Origin of the sequence: Aeromonas sp. R5-3 (genome assembly GCF_040908225.1) — a bacterium.
Lineage (GTDB): Bacteria > Pseudomonadota > Gammaproteobacteria > Enterobacterales > Aeromonadaceae > Aeromonas > Aeromonas dhakensis.
In genome coordinates, this window is record NZ_JBFODH010000002.1 from 409946 (window position 1) to 430423 (window position 20478).

Genomic DNA, 20478 nt, shown 5'->3' on the forward strand with positions numbered 1-20478 from the left:
CTCGGTCAAAGGGGGGCGAAGCGGTAGCCTGCCTGCCAGACGGCGAAGCAGGCGCTGACCACCTGTTCGTCGTAGTGGACACCGGCATAGCGGGTCAGCTCGGCGAAGGCATCGGTGAAGGAGAGGGCCCGCCGAAACGGACGGTGGGCGGTCATGGCCGCCAAGGAGTCGGCCACCCGGATGATGCGCGCCTCCAGGCAGATAGCATCCCCCTGCAATCCCTGCGGATAGCCACTGCCGTCCATGTTCTCATGGTGCTGCTGCACTATGGTGGCGATGGGCCAGGGGAAGTCTATCTGCTGCAGAATTTCACAGCCCGCCTGCGGGTGCAGCTTGATGAGCTCGAACTCCACCTCCCGCAATTCGCGGGGGCGGGTGAGGATCTCCGCCGGGATCTGCAGCAGACCTATGTTGTGCACCATGGCGGCGAGGCCCAGTCCATCCAGCCGCTCTTGCGCGAGTTGCAGATGCTGGCCGATGGCCAGTGCCAGATCGTGCACGCGCCGCTCGTGGCCCGCGGTGCTGGGATCCTTGTGGGCGATGGCGGAGGAGAGCGCCGCTATGGTCTGGAACAGCAGGGTACGTTGCTGCTGCTCGCTCTCCTTGATGTGGGTGATGTCGACCAGGGCGCCTATGATGCCGGCCACCTCGCCCTGATGGTCGTAGAAGAGATCCTTGAAGTTGAGCACCTGATAGCGGCGGCCCTCTCGGTCAAACAGGGTGTGCTCGAAATATTGCGGCTGCCTGCTGCGCAGCACTTCCAGGTCGCGCTGGGTGTATTCGTCGGCCATCTCGGGGGGGAGGAGCTCGTCCACCCGCTTGCCCTGCAGCTCGGCCTTACTGATGCCGGTGATCTGGGTGAAGGTCGGGTTGCAGCTGATGAAACGCCCCTCGACATCCTTGTAAAACACCGGAATGGGAATTGCCTTGAGCAGGGATTCGTTGAAGCGCTGCATGTCGACCAGCTCCGCCTGCTGGCGCAGCGCCAGCTGCTCGCTGTCCCGGCACAGCTGGATGGCGCGGGCCAGGTTGCCGAGGATGGGGCTGAACAGGTGACAGAGCCGCTCCCCCTGCTGCTCCGCATTGGGGGAGAGCAGCAGCATCAGGTAACCCCCCTCGATCCGCAGCCGGTAGGCAAAGGGGTAGGGGCGTGCAGCGGGCAGCGGCAGCGGGGCGTGCAGGATGCACTGCTCGCCGTCGCCGACCCAGTGGGGCAGCGCGAGCGGCTCCCCCTGATGGCTGACCAGCTGCTCATCCCCAATCGCCTTGATGATCTTGTACTCACCCTGTGGCAACTGCTGCAGCACCAGCCCGACCGGGCAGGCACAGTGAAACAGAAAACGCTGCAGCACCTTGGTCAACAGGGCGTCCAGAGTGACCTCGCGACCGATGCAGAGGGCAAGATCGCAGACGATGGCCATGGCGTGGTCGTTGTTCATCGCCGTCCCTCCCCGTTGCAGAGAATGGCTCCGTTGTGAAACAGCGGATACTCCCCTGGTCGCAGGCTGCCGATCTCGCCAAGGGAGAGGGCGCCCACCAGCTCGTGGGCACCGCTGTGGCTGAAGAGGGTCTTCAGCTCCAGCGTGCTCTGCTCGCCGAAGTGCTGCTGACGGCCGGCGCAGTAGTAGATCTCGAGGCGCTCGGGGGCGCCGTGCCGGCTCAGCTTTTCGGCCAGCTCGATGGCGTGGGCGGTCGGGCTCTGCGGCGCCTTGAGCAGGGTGAGGATGCTGTGATCCGGCACCTCCCCGACGCAGAGCAGGGCCCCCTCTTCGGTGACGGCGACCGGGATGCGCACGATGACGTCGCCGTTGGCCCGCAGCAGCCCGAGCGGCAGGTGGACGCCGTACTGGTAGAACTGATCCGGCGTCAGGCGATGCTGGAACTGTTGCTGGACCAGGGACTGGTAGCGACTGAAGGCCGGCTCCCAGTCGATGAAGGCAATCTTGTTGCCCTCGCTGCTGGTGGCCAGCATGGGCTGGGCGGTGAGCTGATAGCCGTGCTCGAGCAGCGGGTAGCTGTGGTGGGGCAGCAGGGTGCAGCAGACCGCCTGCGCCAGCAATCTGTGGTTGTCGAACAGGCAGGGCATGGGGCGGAACTGGCCGCTGCCGGCATTGACGCCGGCATAATTGACCCTGTCCGCGAGATGCAGATAGATCCCCTCAAGGAGGGAGGCGATGTTGGGGATCATGGCATCAAAGGTCAGAAAGAGGGTCGGTACGCCCGCGCCCTCTGGCCATTGCGCAAGCTGGGGGAGTAGCGCATCGCAAAGGGTGCTGACTTGCAGGTCTGTGCTGGCGGCGGGATCGAGCGGGATGAGCAGGGGGGCGTGGGAGGCCGGGCGCGGCAGCAGCCAGGCACCGTGCTTATGAAAGCCGTGGCGGCTGATGAGGCGGGGAAAGAGTGCGCCGCTGAGCTGAATATCGAGCCGCCGGCACTGCTGCTGCAGCTCGGCCACGTGCCCGGCATCCTGCTCGGCCAGCACGAGATCGAGCCGCTCCCCACGATAGGGCTGCAGTGCATCGGCCAGTGGTTGCGCATCGAATGAAAGAAAAGCGGGCTGCATCATCCCTCGGAACTCCTTTCCTGCCAATGGCCAATATATCAGCAAGCCGGGCGAGGTGGATACCCGGTCGTGTCCGATAAGCGCTTATAAGCCGTTATAAAGGCAGATAAATTTGAGATGGCTGAGCGGACATCCCGCTCTGGGCAGATAAAAAAACCGGCCACTTGGGCCGGTTTTTGAAGTGGAGTGAAATCAGCGCAGCACCACGTTCTGGAAGCCCTGCACCAGGCTGATGACCGGCTGGGGATAGAGACCCAGTGCCACCACCAGCGCGGCGGAGAGCAGCACCACCAGACCACCGGAGGTGATGGCCCAGTCCCCCTTGGCGTCGCGCAGCTGCATGCCGGGCTCGCGCAGGTAGAGGGTGACCATGACCCGCAGATAGTAGTAGAGACCCAGGGCACTGCCGAGCACGATGGCGCCGGAGAGCCACCACAGCTTGGCATCGACGGTCACCCCGATCAGGTAGAACTTGCCGATGAAGCCGAGCGTCATGGGGATACCGGCCAGCGAGAGCATCATCACGGTCAGCACGGCAGTCAGGTAGGGGCGACGCCAGAACAGGCCGCGGTAGCTGTGCAGGGAGTCCGCATCCTTGCCGCGATAGGGGCTGGACATCATGCTGATGACGCCGAAGGCCCCCAGGCTAGTGAACAGGTACATCAGCAGATAGACGCCTGCCGCTTCCACCGGCATCTGGCCGAGACGGCTCGCCACGATCACCGCCAGCAGGTAGCCGAAGTGGGAGATGGAGGAGTAACCCATCATCCGTTTGATGTTGGTCTGCAGCAGGGCCAGCAGGTTGCCGACGACGATGGAGACCACCGCCATGGCGGCCAGCAGCCAGTGGATCATGGGATCCGCGGCGGCGGGCACCGCCAGGTAGAAGCGCAGCAGCACGCAGAACACCGCGATCTTGCTGACGGTGGCGAGGAAGGTGGCCACCGGTGCCGGTGCCCCTTCGTACACGTCCGGGGTCCAGAGGTGGAACGGTGCCAGGGAGAGCTTGAAGGCAAAGCCGACCAGCATCAGACCCAGACCGCCCATCAGCAGCGGGTGGTGGGCCGGGGTGGTGGCCAGGGTCAGCCCCAGATCGCTGAAGCTGAGGCTCCCTGCCTGGGCATAGAGCAGCGCCATGCCAAACAGCAGGAAGGCGGTGGCGGCGGCGGAGAGCACCATGTACTTGATGCTGGCCTCCAGCGAGTGGCGCTCGCGATAGGCGTAGCCCACCAGACCGAACATCGGCAGGGTCAGCATCTCGATCCCGATGAACAGGGAGGCGAGGTGACGTGAGCCGGCCAGCACCAGGCCACCGGCGGTGGCGATCAGTAGCAGCAGGTAGAACTCTTCCCGGTTGTCCGGATAGCCCTTGAGCCAGGAGCGGCCGAAGGTACAGGTCGCCAGGGCGCCGATGAGCACCAGGCCCATGTAGAAGACGGCGTAGCCATCGATCTGCAGCAGCGGGGTGACCCCCTGATCGCCTTGCGCCATCACGATGGGCAGGGAGAAGAGCGCCAGGTTGAGACCGGCGATGGTGACCACGAAGGCGGTGTCATCGCACCGTTTCCAGGCGATGGCCAGCATCAGGGCTACCATGGCCCCGGTTGTCAGCAACAGGGGCAGCAGGGCCAGCAGTTGCGAAGCGGTGAAGGTCATTGCAGTGCTCCTGTAATGGACAAGGAAGGCAACAGGGCCAGCGGTTTAACAGCGGTCACTCTCATTGCAATGCTCCTGCGAAGGGCAGGGCGTACCAGTGCAGCACGCTCAGCAGGCTGTTGCCCGCGGTGTCGAGCACTGGTTGGGGATAGACACCGAGCAGCACCAAAAGACCGGCGATGGTCATCATCATCACCAGCTCGCGGCTGTCGAGCCCCTTGAGGACGCTCTCGTCCTTGGGGGTACCGAAGCAGGCGCGCTGCAGCATGATGAGGGAGTAGACCGAGGCCAGTACCAGCCCGAAGGTGGCGATGATGGTGAGCACGGGGGCAACCTGGAAGCTGCCGATGAGGATCAGGAACTCGCCGACGAAGTTGCCGGTGCCCGGCATCCCCAGAGAGGCGACCGAGAAGAACAGCATCACGCCGGGCAGGTAGCGCAGACGACCCCACAGCCCGCCCATCAGGCGCAGGTCTCGGGTGTGCAGACGCTCGTAGAGCTGACCGCACAGGATGAAGAGGCCGGCGGCGGAGAGACCGTGGGCGATCATCTGTACCACGGCACCCTGCAGGGCCAGCTCGCTGCCCGAATAGATGGCGATCATCACGAAGCCCATGTGGGAGATGCTGGTGTAGGCCACCAGCCGCTTGATGTCGGTCTGGGCGAACGCCACGATGGCGCCGTAGACGATGCCGATGAGGCCCAGCACCATGGCGTAGGGGGCAAATTCGGCGGATGCCTCGGGGAAGAGTGGCAAGGCGAAGCGCAGCAGACCGTAGGCGGCGGTTTTGAGCAGGATCCCCGCCAAGTCCACGGAACCCGCGGTCGGTGCCTGGCTGTGGGCATCCGGCAGCCAGCCGTGCAGCGGCACCAGCGGCATCTTGACCGCGAAGGCGATGAAGAAGCCCAGCATCAGCAGCCACTGCACCCCCTCGTTCATCGGAGTGTTCAGCAAGTCCTGATAGTTGAAGGTGAACACGCCGGTGGCGGCGTGGTGAGTCAGCACCAGGCCCAGGATGGCGACCAGCATGATGAGGCCGCTGACCTGGGTGTAGATGAAGAACTTGGTGGCGGCGTTGATCCGGGATTTGCCGTCGGTGACCGAGTGGCCCCACAGCGCAATCAGGAAGTACATCGGTACCAGCATCATCTCCCAGAAGAAGAAGAAGAGGAACAGGTCCAGCGCCATGAAGACGCCGAGTACGCCACCCAAAATCCACAGCAGGTTGAGGTGGAAGAAGCCGATGCGCTGCACTATCTCCTTCCAGGAACAGAGGATGGCCAGCACGCCGATGAAGCAGGTGAGGATCACCATCAGCAGCGACAAGCCATCCACCGCCAGGTGCAGTGAGATGCCAAAGCGGGGGATCCAGGGCAGTTGCAGTTCGGCGGCCCAGACGGGCACGCCGCCTTGGGCTGCCAGGGTGAAGTCACCGCTCCACCAGATGGCGCAGGCGAGCAGCAGGCAGGCGCTCATCGACAACAGGGCGACCCAGCGTACGAAGTACTCGCCGAATCGCTCGGTCTGCCAACAGAGCAGACCGCCGATGAAGGGTATTAACAAGATCCAGAGTAAGGTCACGATATCAGCTCTCGTCTATGTTCTAGTCACTGTGCAGGCCCGTGGGCTTGCTGCGAGTTCAGGGGCTGCATCACGGGATCAGCCGAGCAGCAGCAGGGCCAGGATCAGGGCGGCGCCCATCCCCATGGAGGCTGCATACCAGCGCAACTTGCCGGAAACGGTCCATGCCAGCAACTGGTGGCCGCTCTGGGCCAGCCAGGCCGGCAGGTTCATCATCCAGTCCAGCGGATCCTTGCCGAGCAACCGGGTCGCCAGCAGATAGGGCTTGACCCACAGCTGATCGTAAAGCCAGTCAAAGCCCCAGGCATTGAACCAGAGAGTGCTGAGCAACTTGCCCGGTGCGCTGTTGGCTATGCTGCTGGCCAGGCGGCGCTCGCCCAGGAACAGGAAAGCGGCCAGGGCGATGCCGGCGATGGCGATGACGGCGGAGGTGATCTCCAGCGCGTGGCGCCCCTCTTCGATGTGATCCCCCGGACCCGCCGGCAGTACCCCCGCCAGCGGCGGCACGATCAGGGCGCCGATGCCGGTGGAGAGCACCATCAGCACCAGCAGTGGCAGCTGGTGGGCGAGACCGTGGCCGGGATGAGCCTCGGTCTTCGCCTCGCCATGGAAGGCGATGAAGATGAGGCGGAAGGTGTAGAGGGAGGTGAGGAAGGCACCACCCAGACCGGCCCACAGCAGGGCGCTCTGGCCACTGGCCTGCACCTGCCACAGGATGGCGTCTTTACTGTAGAAACCGGCGGTCACCAGCGGCAGCGCGGCCAGGGCCGAGCCCCCTACCAGGAAGCAGGCATAGACCAGCGGCAGGCTCTTGCGCAGGCCCCCCATCTTGAAGATGTTCTGCTCGTGGTGGGTGGCGACGATCACGGCACCGGCGGAGAGGAACAACAGCGCCTTGAAGAAGGCGTGGGTCATCAGGTGGAAGATGGCCCCTTCCCAGGCACCAACGCCGAGGGCCAGGAACATGTAGCCGATCTGGCTCATGGTGGAGTAGGCCAGGATCCGCTTGATGTCGGTCTGCACCAGGGCGGCAAAGCCTGCCAGCACTAGCGTGATGGCACCGACCAGCGCCACCAGATGCAGGATCTCGGGGGCCAGCAGGAACAGACCGTGGGTACGGGCGATGAGATAGACACCGGCGGTTACCATGGTGGCCGCGTGGATCAGCGCCGAGACTGGGGTCGGGCCCGCCATGGCATCCGCCAGCCAGGTCTGCAGCGGCAGCTGGGCCGATTTGCCGACGGCGCCGCCGAGCAGCATCAGGCAGGCCAGCGACAGGGCGGGGGAGCCTTCGGCAAACAGGGTGGGGGCGCGCACCAGCAGCTCATGGATGTTGAGGGTGCCGAGCTCGCGATAGAGGATGAACAGGCCGATGGCGAGGAAGACGTCGCCGACCCGGGTCACCACGAACGCCTTGAGGGCGGCGGCGCCGTTGTTGCGATCCTTGTAGTAGAAGCCGATCAGCAGGTAGCTGCACAGACCCACCCCTTCCCAGCCCAGATACACGAACAGCAGGTCATCGGCCAGCACCAGGAACAGCATGCTGGCGATGAAGAGGTTGGTGTAGGTGAAGAAGCGCGAATAACCCTCTTCCCCACGCATGTACCAGGAGGCGAACAGGTGGATGAAGAAGCCCACCCCGGTGACCACGCCCAGCATGGTCAGCGACAGGCCGTCCAGTGCCAGGCGGAAGCTGGGGCTGAAGCTGCCCACCGAGATCCACTGCCACAGGGTCTGGGTATAGACGCCGCCCGCCGGCATGGTGTTGAGAAAATCAATGCCGACCCACAGGGTAGTGAGGGCCGACAACCCTATGCTGCCGACGCCGATGAGCGCCGAGGTGCGCTCGCCGAAACGACCGAGGGAGAAGGCCAGCACCAGCCATCCCAGCAGCGGAAACAGAAAAGTCAGGTATAGGAGGCTCATCCGCGCATCTCGCTCACAGTGTCCACGTTGAGGGTGTGGTAACGACGATAGAGCAGCAGTAACAGGGCGAGGCCGATACTGGCCTCCGCTGCCGCCAGAGAAATCACCAGTATGTACATGATCTGGCCATCGGCCTGGGCCCAGCGGCTGCCAGCCACCACGAATGCCAGTGCCGAGGCGTTCATCATGATCTCGATACTCATGAGGATAAACAGCAAGTTGCGGCGGATCAGCAGGCCGCACAGGCCGATGCAGAACAGCACGGCGGCGAGCAGCAGTCCGTGCTCCATGGGGATGCCATTCATTGCTGACCTCCTTCTTGTGATGGACGAGCCGGGGTGCGGGGCACCGAGAGTACCTCGCCGCTCTTGTCTTCGCGGCCAAGGTGATAGGCGGTGACCAGACCCGCCAGCAGCAGGATGGAGGCGAGCTCCACCGCCAGCACGTAAGGACCGAACAGGGCGATGCCGACCGCTTTGGCACTGACGTCGGTCAGACCGAGTTCACCGCCGGTGACCCCGAGAATGCCGTAGGCCAGAAAGCCGAGCAGAATGAGCGAAAGCAGGCCCGGGCCCACCCAGGTGGTGGGAGTGAGCCAGTGCTTCTCCTGATCCTGGGCCGAGCCCAGGTTCAGCATCATCACCACGAACACGAACAGCACCATGATGGCGCCCGCGTAGACGATCACCTGCAGGGCGCCCGCGAAGGCGGCGCCCAGGCAGAAGAAGATCATGGCCACGGCGATGAGGGAGATGATGAGATTGAGCAGCGCGTGCATCGGATTGCTGGTGCTGATCACCCGCAGCGTGCTGTAAATGGCGACCAGGGCCGCGGCATAGAATGCCAGTTCCATGATTGACTCCTCAGGGCAGCAGGCTCTTGACATCGATGGGCTTGGCTTCGTTCTCGGCATCCCCTTTCGGCTTGCCGTCGATGGCCATCCCGCTCATGCGATAGAAGTTGTAGTCCGGGTACTTGCCGGGCCCGCTGATCAGCAGATCTTCCTTCTCGTACACCAGATCCTGGCGGCGGTACTCGCCCATCTCGAAATCCGGCGTCAGCTGGATGGCGGTGGTGGGGCAGGCCTCTTCGCACAGGCCACAGAAGATGCAGCGGGAGAAGTTGATGCGAAAGAACTCAGGGTACCAGCGACCATCTTCCCGCTCGGATTTTTGCAGAGAGATGCAGCCAACCGGGCAGGCCACCGCACACAGGTTGCAGGCCACGCAGCGCTCGTCGCCGTCCGGGTCGCGAGTCAGCACGATGCGGCCGCGATAGCGAGGCGCCGCATAGACGGCCTGCTCCGGGTAGTTGAGGGTCTCGCGGGGGCGCCAGGCATGGGAGAACACCATGCCCAGGCTGCGTAACTGGGTGCCGACACCCTTGATGATGTTAATAATTTTCATAGTCGTGCCTCACTGCACATTCATCAGCACCACAGCCCGTAGCGGCTGCATCCCGAGCGGGATGCAGGGCGGCGGGCAAGCAGACGTTCCAGCCAAACGGCATCACAATTTTTCTGTCCATCGGGGCCTCACTGCGCATTCATCAGCACCACGGCGCCGGTGACCAGCATGTTGAGCAGGGTCAGCGGCAGGCAGACTTTCCAGCCAAACGACATCACCTGGTCAAAGCGCGGGCGGGGCAGAGAGGCCCGCAGCAGAATGAAGAACACCATGAAGCAGGCGGTCTTCAGGGCAAACCAGATGAAGGGCGGCAGCCAGGGGCCGTGCCAGCCACCGAAGAACAGGGTCACGATGAGCGAAGAGATCAGCACGATGCCGATGTACTCACCCACGAAGAACAGACCCCACTTCATGCCCGCATACTCGATGTGATAACCGTCAGCGAGCTCCTGCTCGGCTTCCGGCTGGTCAAACGGATGGCGGTGGGTGACGGCGACGCCAGCAAACAGGAAGGTGATGAAGCCCAGGAACTGGGGGATGATGTTCCACAGTCCTGCCTGGGCTTCCACGATATCCCGCAGGTTGAAGCTGCCGGTCTGGATGACGATGCCCATCAAGGAGAGGCCGAGGAACACCTCGTAGGAGAGGGTCTGGGCCGAGGCGCGCAGGCTGCCGAGCAAGGAGTACTTGTTGTTGCTCGACCAGCCGGCGAACAGCACGGCATAGACTGCCAGCCCCGCGATGGCCAGGATGTAGAGCAGTCCCACGTTGAGATCGGCCACGCCCCAGGTGGGGGTGATCGGCACCACCGCAAACGCCAGAATGAAGGCGGTAAAGGCGATGATGGGGGCCAGCACGAAGATCCGGCGATCGGCGAAGGGCGGGATCCAGTCCTCTTTGAAGAACATCTTGATCATGTCGGCCGCCAGCTGCAGCAGGCCGAAGGGGCCTACCCGGTTGGGGCCGTAACGATCCTGCCACAGCGCCAGCAAACGGCGCTCGATGAAGCTCATGAAGGCGCCGGCCCCCACGATCCCCACCAGCACGATCAATGCCTTGCCGATCTCCAGCAACAGATCGATCAGAGAGTCGCTCATGCGATGGCCTCCTGCAGGTTGGCGAGATATTGCTGGTGCAGGGCGGTCGGCAGACCGTTGACACCAAGCGGCAGACCCACCAGACCGGCAGCCAGATGCTCGCTCAGACGCAGGGTCAGCCGCCAGTGGTGGCCACCCCAGGAGAAGGCGACCTGGCTGCCGGCACGGAGGGAGAGACGGTTGGCGTCGGCCGGGTTCAGCACCAGCACGGGCTCGCTCATGCGGGCCTGGATGACCGGGCTTCTGGCAGAGAGCTCTTCGCCGCCAAACAGCTGGTCATAGCTCACCACCTGCAGCGCCTCTTTGGCACTGAACGGGGCGGGAATGGTGTCGAACCAGCCGAGGCTGTCCTCACCCGCTTCCAGCAGACGGCGACCGGGATCCCCGGCGCGCAGGTTGCCACCCACCTCGTCCTGGAACTTGTTCCAGGCGGACGGGGAGTTCCAGCCCGGCGCCCAGGCGAACGGCACCTGTTGCAGCGGCTGGCGGGCACCGGCGTAGCCTTCCATGGAGAAGTTGAAGGGTGAGTCGGGGTCCTGGGCGACTCTGGGCTCGCTCACGTTCTGATCCGCCAGCATGGAGGTGCGGCCACTGTAGCGGTGCGGCTCGCGGGCGAGCTTCATGCCGCGGATGCGCAGACCGGCGTTGGGCGCGGCCTCGCGCATGCTGGTCAGCAGCGGAGCGCTGGCGGCGCAGGCACTGCTCACCTCGTCGAAGGTGTTCCAGCGCAGCGGTTTGCGATCCAGTGCCCCTTGCAGGGCGGCCAGCCAGCGCCAGCTCTCGCGCACCTGGATGTCGGCGTCGTAGAAGGCGGGGGCATAAACCTGGAAGAAGCGCTGGGCGCGGCCTTCCATGTTGATGAGGGTACCGTCTGCCTCGGCGAAACTGGCGGCAGGCAGCACCAGGTCCGCCTTCTGGGCGGTGCCGGTGTCCTGATGGTCGACCACCAGCAGGTGCTGCAGACGGTCGATGGCGGCATCGACGCGGCTGCGCGGTGCGCGGCGGTAGAGATCGTTCTCGAGCATCACCAGCGCGAGCTTCTCTTCTCTTTCGATACGCTCGAGGGCGGCTTCCAGCGGGGCGGCATTGCCGGCCAGCATGGCCAGCCCCAGGCTGTTGGTCTCCTGGGCGACCAGGGCGAGCTCCACGGCCTGGCCACGGCCCTTGAGGGCGCGGGCGATGTTACTGGCCGCCTCAAGCAGCGCCTGGCTGCGGGCACCGGTGCCGGCGATGATGAGCGGCTTCCTGGCGTTGCCGAGCAGCGCGGCCCAGCTGGCGGCCAGGGCCTGCTGTTCGGGGGCGAGATCGGTCAGGGCAGGGGCGCTGCCATCAAGAAGATGGGCGATGGCGAAGCCCAGGCGCGCCTGATCCGCGTGGGGGGCGTGCAGGGTGCCGCTCGCCACGTCGTCCAGTCGGGTGGTGTCGAGACTGGTGATCAGCAGCGGGTAGCGCTCGTTCTGGGCCAGGGTCTGCACCGCGGCGACCTGCCACAGATCCACCTTCAGCTTGCGGGCGATTTCACGGCCCTTGCCCTTGACTGCCTGACGCAGGGCCAGGGCAATGCGGGCGGCGGTCTGGGTGACATCTTCGCCGAGCACCAGCACGGCGTCGGCCTCTTCCATGTCGCGCAGGCTGGGGGTGCGCACACCACCGTGCTGCAGGATCTGCAGCATTTTCTGCAGGCACTCCCATTCGCTTTGCTCGACGCCGCTGTAGAAGTTGGCGGCGCCCACCAGTTCGCGCAGGGCGAAGTTGCTCTCAAGCGACGCCCGGGGCGAGCCGATGCCGATGACGCCACTGGCGGTGCGCAGGGCGTCGGCGGCCCGGTTCAGGGCACCGTCCACCGTGATGGCCAGCTTGTCATTGCCATCCTGCAGCAGGGGTTGGCGCGGGCGGTCGGTCAGATTGACGTGGCCGTAGCCGAAGCGGCCGCGGTCACACAGGAAGTAGTGGTTCAGGGCGCCGTGGAAGCGGTTCTCGATGCGGCGCAGCTCGCCATAACGCTCACCCGGGCTGATGTTGCAGCCGACCGAGCACCCCTGGCAGATGCTGGGGGCGAACTGCATGTCCCACTTGCGGTTGTAGCGCTCGGAGTGGGTCTTGTCGGTGAACACGCCGGTGGGGCAGACCTCCACCAGGTTGCCGGAGAACTCGCTCTCCAGGGTGCCATCCTCGACCCGGCCGAAGTAGACGTTGTCGTGGGCGCCGTAGACCCCGAGATCCTCGCCGCCGGCGTAATCCTTGTAGTAACGGACGCAGCGATAGCAGGCGATGCAGCGGTTCATCTCGTGGTTGATGAAGGGACCCAGATCCTGATTCTGGTGGGTGCGTTTGGTGAAGCGGTAGCGCCGGCTGTTGTGGCCGGTCATCACCGTCATGTCCTGCAGGTGGCAGGCTCCACCCTCTTCACACACCGGGCAGTCGTGGGGGTGGTTGGTCATCTGCCACTCCACCACCGTCTTGCGGAACTCCTTCGCCTCTTCATCCTCGATGGAGATATAGGTGCCATCGGTGGAGGGGGTCATGCAGGACATGACCAGGCGGCCGCGCTTGTCGTCGGCATTCTGATACTGCTTCACCGCACACTGGCGGCAGGCGCCGACGCTACCGAGCGCCGGGTGCCAGCAAAAATAGGGGACGTCCAGCCCAAGGGAGAGACAGGCTTGCAGCAGGTTATCTGCCCCGTCTACCTCGAACTCTTTACCGTCTACATGAATGGTGGCCATACAACTTCCCTGACTTCAATGAGATAAATTCTGTGGCTCGCGCCGGTTCTGCGGGCGCACTGGGCGCCTTACCAGCGCTCGCCCAGCAGGTTGGGCTGGATACCCTTGAGCTGCTTGTGACTATCCTGCGGCGCCTTGACGCCGGCCTCGAATTCGGAGCGGAAATACTTCATCGCACTGCCCAGCGGCTCGATGGCGCCAGGGGCATGGGCGCAGAAGGTCTTGCCCGGGCCGAGGAAGCTGACCAGCTGCTCCAGGGTGGCGAGATCCCCAGGCTGACCCTCGCCTCGCTCCAGCGCGCGCAGCAGCTTGACGCTCCAGGGCAGGCCGTCGCGGCAGGGAGTGCACCAGCCGCAGGACTCGCGGGCGAAGAACTCTTCCATGTTGCGCAGCAGGGAGACCATGTTGATGCTGTCATCCACCGCCATGGCAAGGCCCGTGCCCATCCGGGTGCCAACCTTGCCGATGCCGCCGGCATACATCTGGGCATCCAGGTGTTCGGGCAGCAGGAAGCCGGTACCGGCCCCGCCCGGTTGCCAGGCTTTCAGGCGATAGCCGGGCTTCATGCCGCCGGCGTAGTTCTCGAACAGCTCGCGGGCGGTGATGCCAAACGGCAGCTCCCACAGGCCGGGGTTGTTGACCTTGCCGGAGAAGCCCATCAGCTTGGTGCCGTGATCTTCCGAACCCGGCAGCGCCAGCCCCTGATACCAGGCCACACCGTTGCCGATGATGGCGGGGACGTTGCACAGGGTCTCGACGTTGTTGACGCAGGTCGGCTTGCCCCAGACGCCGGAAACAGCGGGGAAGGGGGGTTTGGCGCGCGGGTTGGCGCGCCGCCCTTCCAGGGAGTTGATGAGCGCCGTCTCTTCGCCGCAGATGTAACGGCCGGCGCCGGTGTGGACGAACAGCTCGAAGTCAAAGCCCGAGCCCAGGATGTTCTTGCCAAGGAGCCCGGCGGCCTTGGCCTCTTCTACCGCCCGGCGCAGGTTGGTGGCGGCATCGACGTACTCGCCGCGCAGGAAGATGTAGCCACGGTAGGCCTTGAGAGCCTTGGCCGAGATGATCATCCCCTCGATCAGCAGGTGAGGCAGTTGCTCCATCAACAGCCGATCCTTGTAGGTGTTCGGCTCCATCTCGTCGGCGTTGCAGAGCAGGTAACGGATGTTCATGCTCTCGTCTTTGGGCATCAGGCCCCACTTCACGCCGGTGGAGAAGCCGGCGCCGCCGCGGCCCTTGAGGCCGGCATCCTTGACGGTGCCGACGATTTCATCAGGGCTCATATGGCCCAGCGCCTTGCGGGCCGCATCGTAACCCTGCTTGCTCTGGTATTCATCCAGCCAGACCGGCTGGCCGTCGTCGCGCAGCCGCCAGGTGAGGGGATGGGTCTCGGCGGCGCGGGCGATGCGGTTGGCGGTACCAAGGGATGCCAGACTCATGGGTAAGCCTCCAGGGTCTTGAGCAGGCTGACGGCGTCGAGCCCACCGTAGGTGTCATCGTCGATCATCAGCGCCGGCCCCTTGTCGCAGTTGCCGAGGCAGCAGACCGGCAGCAGGGTGAAGCGGCCGTCGGCGGAGGTCTGGCCGGGGGCCAGGTTCATCACCTCTTTCAGGCCGGCCAGCAGTTGCTCGTGGCCGTTGATGTAGCAGACCATGCTGTCGCAGACGCGGATGATGTGGCGACCGACCGGCTGGCGGAAGATCTGGCTGTAGAAGGTGGCGACCCCCTCCACGTCGCTGGCGGGGATACCGAGCTCGGCGGCGATGGCGTGGATGGCACCGTTAGGTACCCAGCCGCGGGCCTGCTGCACTATCTTGAGCGCTTCGATACTGGCGGCACGGGGATCTTCGTAGTGGTGTTTCTCATGCTCGATGGCATCGCGTTCTGCCTGGCTCAGGACGAAATCGTTCCCCTTGCCCTGGCATGAACTCTGTCCCTGCGGGGACGGATTGTGTTGGCACTGACATTGCTGGCTCATGGCATAACCTTTTGTGGCTTGTTCTTGTTGTCGTGTAACGGGTCTTGGTAACAGCCGTTACTCAACGGTCCACATCCGACATAACGAAATCGATACTGCCCAGATAGACGATGAGGTCCGACACCATCTGGCCACGGATCACCGAGGGGATCTGTTGCAGGTGAGCAAAGCTCGGGGTGCGGATCCGGGTCCGGTAGCTCATGGTGGAGCCATCGCTGGTCAGGTAATAACTGTTGATCCCTTTGGTCGCCTCGATCATCTGGAAGGACTCGGCGGCCGGCATGACCGGGCCCCACGACACTTGCAGGAAGTGGGTGATCAGGGTCTCGATGTCCTGCAGGGTGCGCTCTTTGGGCGGCGGCGTGGTGAGCGGGTGATCCGCCTTGAACGGCCCCTCCGGCATGTTCTTCATGCACTGCTCTATGATGCGCATGCTCTGGCGCATCTCCTCGATGCGCACCAGGGCGCGATCGTAGGCATCGCCGTTGGCACCGACCGGTACCTCGAATTCGAACTGATCGTAGCCGGAGTAGGGGCGCCACTTGCGCACGTCGAAGTTGAGGCCGGTTGCGCGCAGACCGCCGCCCGTGGTGCCCCAGGCCAGCGCCTGTTCGGTGTTGTAGGCGGCGACGCCGATGGTGCGGCCACGCAGTATGCTGTTGCGCATGGCGGCCTTCTCATAGTCCATCAGCCGCTTGGGCAGCCAGCTCAGCAGGTTGTCCTGCACCAGTCGCTGCCAGCCGACGGGAAGATCATGGGCCACGCCGCCGATGCGGAACCAGGCCGGGTGCATGCGGGCGCCGGTGATGGCCTCGATGATGGTGTAAATCCGCTGCCGGTCGGTGAAGGTGAAGAAGACCGGGGTCATGGCGCCCACGTCCTGGATATAGGTACCGATGAACAGCAGGTGACTCTGGATGCGGAACAGCTCAGCCAGCATCACCCGGATCATGTCGACCCGCTGTGGCACCTTGATGCCGGCCAGCTTCTCGACCGCCAGCACGTAGGGCAGGTTGTTCATCACGCCGCCTAAGTACTCGACCCGGTCGGTGTAGGGGATGTAGCTGTGCCAGGACTGGCGCTCGCCCATCTTCTCGGCACCGCGGTGGTGATAGCCGATATCGGGCACGCAGTCGCGGATCTCCTCGCCATCGAGCTGCAGTACCAGGCGGAAGGCGCCGTGGGCGGAGGGGTGGTTGGGGCCCAGGTTCAAGAACATGTAGTCCTCGTTCTCGTTGCCGCGGCTCATGCCCCACTCTTCCGGCTTGAACATCAGGTTGCCCTGCTCCATGTCCTGCTTGGCGGCATCGAGCATGAAGGGATCGAATTCGGTGGCGCGCGCCGGATAATCCTTGCGCAGCGGGTGACCCTGCCAGCTCTTGGGCATCATGATGCGGGTCAGGTGCGGGTGACCGTCGAAGTTGATGCCTATCAGATCCCACACTTCCCGTTCATACCAGTTGGCATTGGGGAAGTGGCGGCTGACGGTGGGCAGCGTCAGATCCCCCTCCTTGAGCGGCACCTTCAACATCAGGTCGGCGTTGCGATCGATGGAAATGAGGTGATAGAAGACGGTGAAGTCGCTGTCGGGCAGGTCGTGACGATGGCTGCGCATCCGCTCGTCGGTGGCGCTCAAGTCAAACAGCATCACGAACGGGGAGGGGAGCTTTTTAAGGAACCCCATCACATCCAGCAGCAGCTCGCGGGAGAGCCAGACCACCGGCACGCCGGTGCGGGTATTCTGGATGGTGAAGCGTTCGGCACCGAAATGGGCAAACAGCTCGCCGACTACCTGAGCGTCTTTGTGATCACTCGGTTGCCACTGGGCCATGGCGTAGTTGCTGGGAAATTCTCGAGTCAGTTTCATGGTCAGATCTCATCCGGCGTGCGCAGGTTGGTGACGTTGATCCGCTCGCCACGCTTGCGGTCCTTCTCGGCAGGCATTTGAGGGCGATAGATGCCCTGATCGCCAACCACCCAGGAGAGCGGACGGCGCTCCTTGCCGATGGAGTCCTGCAGCAACATCAGCGCCTGCAGGAATGCCTCGGGACGGGGTGGACAACCCGGAATATAGACGTCGACCGGCAGGAACTTGTCGACGCCCTGAACGACCGAGTAGATGTCGTACATGCCGCCGGAGTTGGCGCAGGCACCCATGGAGATGACCCACTTGGGTTCGAGCAGCTGTTCATACAGACGCTGGATGACCGGGGCCATCTTGATGAAGGGGGTGCCGGCGATGACCATGAAATCGGCCTGGCGCGGTGAGGCTCGAATGACTTCGGCTCCGAAGCGGGCCACATCATGGGGGGAGGTGAAGGCGGTACACATCTCTACGTAGCAGCAGGAGATACCGAAGTTGTAAGGCCAGAGGGAGTTCTTGCGGCCCCAGTTGACAGTGTCTTGCAGCACCTCTTCGAGGCGCCCGATCATGATGCCGCGTGAGGCCTCTTGAGCCAGGGGATCCTCGACGGTCTGGCGCTGTTCCTGGGGGTAGCGCTCAACCGGCGCATCCGGGTCAATCCGGGTCAGGGTGTACTTCATGGTGCAACCTCAAAGGGATAATCAGTAATTCAGTCTGGCTTCTTGTCGGTCAGGACGCGTTTTTTCGGTGCCCAGTCGAGGGCGCCAATGCGCCACAGGTAGATGAGTCCTACCAGCAGCAAGGAGATGAAGATGGTGGCCTCGATGAAGCCGACCCAGCCGCTCTCCCGAACGGAGACAGACCAGGCAAAGAGATAGAGCGCTTCCACGTCGAAGATGACGAAGAACATGGCAACCAGATAGAACTTGGCGGAGAAGCGCAGACGGGCATTGCCCACGGAGTCCACGCCTGATTCGAAGGGCTTGTTCTTGGCTCGGCCGTAGGCGCGGCCTCCCAGCAGGGCTGCCAGGCCGATCATGATCAGGCAGATACAGATGGCCCCAACTACATAGACAGCAAAAGCCCAATGCTGGACAGCAATATCAGCAAACATAGGAGTTTTCCCTAACCAAATTAATCACGAGACTTAACAAGGATGTTACGTATTATGCCACTTCGATACTGATTTACATGTCATTTCAGGGGATTAATTATTAATCAGCGGGAGGAAAATCGTATTTTGCAAGCGGGGTCAATGTTCCTATTTGAGAATCATTTTCACTCGCTTTTGTGATGGGGGGAAAATCGTGGGGCAGTTCGAAAAATAAACTAATCGAGAAAGACAAGACCCCGCCGGGCGGGGTCTGCTGGATCAGGGCTTGAGGACGGGGAGGGACTCTTCGGCGGCCTTGCCCTGGGAGAGGGTGATCTCGACCCGGCGGTTGGCCTGCCGGTGTTCCGGGGTGTCGTTGGGATAGCGGGGCTGGGCATCGGCCACCCCTTGGGCGATGACCCGGGAGGCATCGAGCTTGGGGTTGGTGAGCAGGGTGTGCACGATGGAAGCCGAGCGCAGCACCGACAGCTCCCAGTTGCTGCGATAGAGTTCCACCGGCGCCTGGGTGTTGTCGGTGTGGCCGGTCACCACCACCTTGCCCGGGATATCCGCCAGAATGCCGGAGATCTTGTTGACCAGCGGAATGAACTGGGGCTGCAGGAAGGCGGAATCGGCCGGGAACAGCGCCTTCTCACCGATGCGGATCACCAGCTGGCTGCCGAGCTGTTCCACCTCCAGATCCTTGGATTCAATCTGTGCCTTGAGCTGCTGTTCCAGCTTCTTCTTGGTGACCTGCACCCACTCTTGTTCCTTGGTTTTGTGAGGCCAGGACTCCGTCGCACTCGGTTTCTCAGAGGCGCCTATGGTCTCGTTGAAGGGATCCGAGGCCGCCGCGGGGGCATCTTTCTCCAGCACCGTCTCCTTCTCGGGGCTGCTCGGGGTGGTCTTGGATTCCGGCTCGAGAATGCCGGTCCCCCCTTGCATGACCGGTGAACCGGCGGGAGGAGAGATCAGGCCTATTTTACCCAGCGATTCGATGAAGCCCTGGATCAGTACCCGGGTTTCAGACTGCTTGGCCATCGCGAAGGAGTAGAGCACCACGAACAGGGCAAACAGCAGGGTCATGAAGTCGGCATAGGAGACCAGCCAACGTTCGTGGTTCTCCGGCGCCTCAGCCTTTTTCTTTTTTGCCACCATGGCCTCCTAAGTAGGGTTCGAGGGTGACTTGCAGACGTTGTTGGGATTCGCCGTCCACGATGCAGAGGATGCCGGTCAGGGTCATCTCCTTGTAGTGGCGGATCTGGTGGGCAAAGGCCTTGTAGCGGTTGCCGAAGGGCAGGAAGATGAGGTTGGCGGCCGAAACCCCGTAGATGGTGGCGATGAAGGCCACCGCAATGGCGCCCCCCAGCTTGTCCGGGGCATCCAGCAGGCCCATGGCGTGAATGAGGCCAAATACTGCCCCCACGATCCCCATGGTCGGGCAATAACCCCCCATGGCCTCATAAAACTTGACGGTCTGCTCGAGGTCCTCCTGCTCGAACTCGATCTCGTTCTCCAGCACCTCGTGGATCTTGGTCTTCTCGTAACCGTCGACCATCATCTGTACCCCCTTTTGCAGGAAGGGATCCTTGATGTCGTCGATCATCCCTTCCAGGGCCAGCATGCCGCTGCGCCTGGCGTTGCCCGCCAGGTTCTCCAACAACTCGGCCTGCTCCTGCATGTCGAGTTTGAGAGGGGTCAGCAACCACTTGAAACGCTTGAGGGTGCTGCCGACGACGGAGAAGGGGAACTGGGTCAGAGCGGCACCGATAGTACCGCCGATCACGATGAGGAAGGCGGGCAGATCGAGCAGGGCGCTGGGGTGGCCGCCCTCGATCATGTTGCCGCCCAGAATGGCGATCAATGCCAGAACCAGGCCGATTAAGCTCATTTATTACGCATCCCTGAAGATTGATAATGGCTAGTGTAGCTACTTAAGTATCAGTTTTTCAAAATGATATCCAATCGGTGAGCAATAACGCGCGTCAGCGTCAGCTGCCGCCTGGGAGAGGTGTTTTCCGGCTGGAAAGGGGTGTGCCACCAAGGTGGACGTTGCTGCCAGCAGAGGGTATTTGGCGGTGCTGTGGTCTTGCGTTTGAGGCGCTTGGCTGCAGAGGCGAGCTGGCGGCGGAATGCCACAATCAGCCATCAGGTTGGCCGTTCAAATGGGCGGTGCGCCATGGGGCGGGTCATAGCCAGCAGGACTGCCTGGAGGATAGAGAGTGGCTGCCGGCCTGCTTGACGCTGGGTGAGAGGGCCGCTTTCGTCAGAGTCTGAAAGCAAAAAACCGACCATCAGGTCGGTTTTTTAAGATTTGGCGGTGAGGGAGGGATGATTCGCCACTGCGTGGCTCACCCCTTCGGGGCGGCCTGCGGCCGTTCATCGCAGCAAGCTGCTCTGCTCGAACCCGGCGAGGGTTCTCACCCTCCCTCTTCGACATGAGCTGATAATTCTTCCCCAAAGCAAGAAACCGACCATCAGGTCGGTTCTTTAAAATTTGGCGGTGAGGGAGGGATTCGAACCCTCGATACGTTGCCGTATACACACTTTCCAGGCGTGCTCCTTCAGCCACTCGGACACCTCACCAAAT

At 63.1% G+C, this 20478-nt stretch carries 17 protein-coding genes, 1 tRNA gene and 1 other RNA gene; all 19 read right to left on the bottom strand.

Going from position 1 to position 20478, the window contains the following annotated elements:
• Window positions 1–5: 5 nt before the first annotated feature.
• Complete coding sequence (locus tag AB5Y95_RS01865; RefSeq protein WP_368159406.1) at window positions 6–1439, bottom strand: HD domain-containing phosphohydrolase; 1434 nt, start codon at window positions 1437–1439, stop codon at window positions 6–8.
• On the bottom strand, window positions 1436–2566 hold the full coding sequence (locus AB5Y95_RS01870; protein WP_368159407.1) for an FIST signal transduction protein: 1131 nt from the start codon (window positions 2564–2566) through the stop codon (window positions 1436–1438). The genes AB5Y95_RS01865 and AB5Y95_RS01870 overlap by 4 nt, the downstream gene beginning before the upstream one ends.
• 189 nt (window positions 2567–2755) lie before the next feature.
• Window positions 2756–4219, bottom strand: a complete 1464-nt coding sequence (nuoN, locus tag AB5Y95_RS01875) for an NADH-quinone oxidoreductase subunit NuoN (RefSeq protein ID WP_368159408.1) — start codon at window positions 4217–4219, stop codon at window positions 2756–2758.
• Between the two features lie 61 nt (window positions 4220–4280).
• On the bottom strand, window positions 4281–5801 hold the full coding sequence (gene nuoM, locus AB5Y95_RS01880; protein ID WP_139751920.1) for an NADH-quinone oxidoreductase subunit M: 1521 nt from the start codon (window positions 5799–5801) through the stop codon (window positions 4281–4283).
• 78 nt (window positions 5802–5879) lie between these two features.
• Complete coding sequence (gene nuoL, locus AB5Y95_RS01885) at window positions 5880–7727, bottom strand: NADH-quinone oxidoreductase subunit L (protein ID WP_215269351.1); 1848 nt, start codon at window positions 7725–7727, stop codon at window positions 5880–5882.
• Complete coding sequence (nuoK, locus tag AB5Y95_RS01890) at window positions 7724–8032, bottom strand: NADH-quinone oxidoreductase subunit NuoK (protein WP_005299823.1); 309 nt, start codon at window positions 8030–8032, stop codon at window positions 7724–7726. The genes nuoL and nuoK overlap by 4 nt, the downstream gene beginning before the upstream one ends.
• Window positions 8029–8580 (bottom strand): NADH-quinone oxidoreductase subunit J, encoded by a 552-nt coding sequence (gene nuoJ / locus AB5Y95_RS01895; RefSeq protein WP_010634277.1) that lies wholly within the window; start codon window positions 8578–8580, stop codon window positions 8029–8031. Before nuoJ ends, nuoK begins: the two co-directional genes overlap by 4 nt.
• 10 nt (window positions 8581–8590) lie before the next feature.
• Window positions 8591–9133, bottom strand: a complete 543-nt coding sequence (gene nuoI, locus AB5Y95_RS01900; RefSeq protein WP_005299827.1) for an NADH-quinone oxidoreductase subunit NuoI — start codon at window positions 9131–9133, stop codon at window positions 8591–8593.
• Between the two features lie 128 nt (window positions 9134–9261).
• Window positions 9262–10230 (bottom strand): NADH-quinone oxidoreductase subunit NuoH, encoded by a 969-nt coding sequence (gene nuoH / locus AB5Y95_RS01905; protein WP_005299829.1) that lies wholly within the window; start codon window positions 10228–10230, stop codon window positions 9262–9264.
• On the bottom strand, window positions 10227–12956 hold the full coding sequence (gene nuoG / locus AB5Y95_RS01910; protein WP_368159409.1) for an NADH-quinone oxidoreductase subunit NuoG: 2730 nt from the start codon (window positions 12954–12956) through the stop codon (window positions 10227–10229). The genes nuoH and nuoG overlap by 4 nt, the downstream gene beginning before the upstream one ends.
• A 68-nt stretch (window positions 12957–13024) precedes the next feature.
• On the bottom strand, window positions 13025–14392 hold the full coding sequence (nuoF, locus tag AB5Y95_RS01915; protein WP_368159410.1) for an NADH-quinone oxidoreductase subunit NuoF: 1368 nt from the start codon (window positions 14390–14392) through the stop codon (window positions 13025–13027).
• On the bottom strand, window positions 14389–14931 hold the full coding sequence (gene nuoE / locus AB5Y95_RS01920; RefSeq protein WP_368159411.1) for an NADH-quinone oxidoreductase subunit NuoE: 543 nt from the start codon (window positions 14929–14931) through the stop codon (window positions 14389–14391). Before nuoE ends, nuoF begins: the two co-directional genes overlap by 4 nt.
• A 61-nt stretch (window positions 14932–14992) precedes the next feature.
• Window positions 14993–16798: an NADH-quinone oxidoreductase subunit C/D gene (nuoC, locus tag AB5Y95_RS01925; protein WP_368159412.1), complete on the bottom strand. Its 1806-nt coding sequence runs from the start codon at window positions 16796–16798 to the stop codon at window positions 14993–14995.
• Between the two features lie 2 nt (window positions 16799–16800).
• Entirely contained in the window at window positions 16801–17475 is a 675-nt protein-coding gene (locus tag AB5Y95_RS01930) for an NADH-quinone oxidoreductase subunit B family protein (protein ID WP_005299840.1), read from the bottom strand.
• 29 nt (window positions 17476–17504) lie between these two features.
• Window positions 17505–17909, bottom strand: a complete 405-nt coding sequence (locus tag AB5Y95_RS01935) for an NADH-quinone oxidoreductase subunit A (RefSeq protein ID WP_005299842.1) — start codon at window positions 17907–17909, stop codon at window positions 17505–17507.
• Window positions 17910–18167: 258 nt separating this feature from the next.
• Complete coding sequence (locus AB5Y95_RS01940) at window positions 18168–19046, bottom strand: flagellar motor protein MotB (RefSeq protein WP_042008159.1); 879 nt, start codon at window positions 19044–19046, stop codon at window positions 18168–18170.
• Window positions 19021–19779: a flagellar motor protein gene (locus AB5Y95_RS01945; protein WP_017780023.1), complete on the bottom strand. Its 759-nt coding sequence runs from the start codon at window positions 19777–19779 to the stop codon at window positions 19021–19023. The genes AB5Y95_RS01940 and AB5Y95_RS01945 overlap by 26 nt, the downstream gene beginning before the upstream one ends.
• Before the next feature lie 424 nt (window positions 19780–20203).
• Window positions 20204–20332, bottom strand: a non-coding RNA gene (locus tag AB5Y95_RS01950) — RtT sRNA.
• A gap of 54 nt (window positions 20333–20386) precedes the next feature.
• Window positions 20387–20474 (bottom strand) — tRNA-Ser (locus AB5Y95_RS01955).
• Window positions 20475–20478: the final 4 nt, after the last annotated feature.

Bases quoted from the DNA above. Each gene is read 5' to 3' on its own strand.
- nuoJ (WP_010634277.1), bottom strand. From the start codon at position 8,580: ATGGAACTGGCATTCTATGCCGCGGCCCTGGTCGCCATTTACAGCACG.
- nuoN (WP_368159408.1), bottom strand. From the start codon at position 4,219: ATGACCTTCACCGCTTCGCAACTGCTGGCCCTGCTGCCCCTGTTGCTG.
- nuoF (WP_368159410.1), bottom strand. From the start codon at position 14,392: ATGAGTCTGGCATCCCTTGGTACCGCCAACCGCATCGCCCGCGCCGCC.
- nuoC (WP_368159412.1), bottom strand. From the start codon at position 16,798: ATGAAACTGACTCGAGAATTTCCCAGCAACTACGCCATGGCCCAGTGG.
- AB5Y95_RS01870 (WP_368159407.1), bottom strand. From the start codon at position 2,566: ATGATGCAGCCCGCTTTTCTTTCATTCGATGCGCAACCACTGGCCGAT.
- nuoE (WP_368159411.1), bottom strand. From the start codon at position 14,931: ATGAGCCAGCAATGTCAGTGCCAACACAATCCGTCCCCGCAGGGACAG.
- nuoI (WP_005299827.1), bottom strand. From the start codon at position 9,133: ATGAAAATTATTAACATCATCAAGGGTGTCGGCACCCAGTTACGCAGC.
- AB5Y95_RS01945 (WP_017780023.1), bottom strand. From the start codon at position 19,779: ATGAGCTTAATCGGCCTGGTTCTGGCATTGATCGCCATTCTGGGCGGC.
- nuoL (WP_215269351.1), bottom strand. From the start codon at position 7,727: ATGAGCCTCCTATACCTGACTTTTCTGTTTCCGCTGCTGGGATGGCTG.
- AB5Y95_RS01865 (WP_368159406.1), bottom strand. From the start codon at position 1,439: ATGAACAACGACCACGCCATGGCCATCGTCTGCGATCTTGCCCTCTGC.
- nuoH (WP_005299829.1), bottom strand. From the start codon at position 10,230: ATGAGCGACTCTCTGATCGATCTGTTGCTGGAGATCGGCAAGGCATTG.
- nuoG (WP_368159409.1), bottom strand. From the start codon at position 12,956: ATGGCCACCATTCATGTAGACGGTAAAGAGTTCGAGGTAGACGGGGCA.
- AB5Y95_RS01935 (WP_005299842.1), bottom strand. From the start codon at position 17,909: ATGTTTGCTGATATTGCTGTCCAGCATTGGGCTTTTGCTGTCTATGTA.
- nuoK (WP_005299823.1), bottom strand. From the start codon at position 8,032: ATGAATGGCATCCCCATGGAGCACGGACTGCTGCTCGCCGCCGTGCTG.
- AB5Y95_RS01930 (WP_005299840.1), bottom strand. From the start codon at position 17,475: ATGAAGTACACCCTGACCCGGATTGACCCGGATGCGCCGGTTGAGCGC.
- AB5Y95_RS01940 (WP_042008159.1), bottom strand. From the start codon at position 19,046: ATGGTGGCAAAAAAGAAAAAGGCTGAGGCGCCGGAGAACCACGAACGT.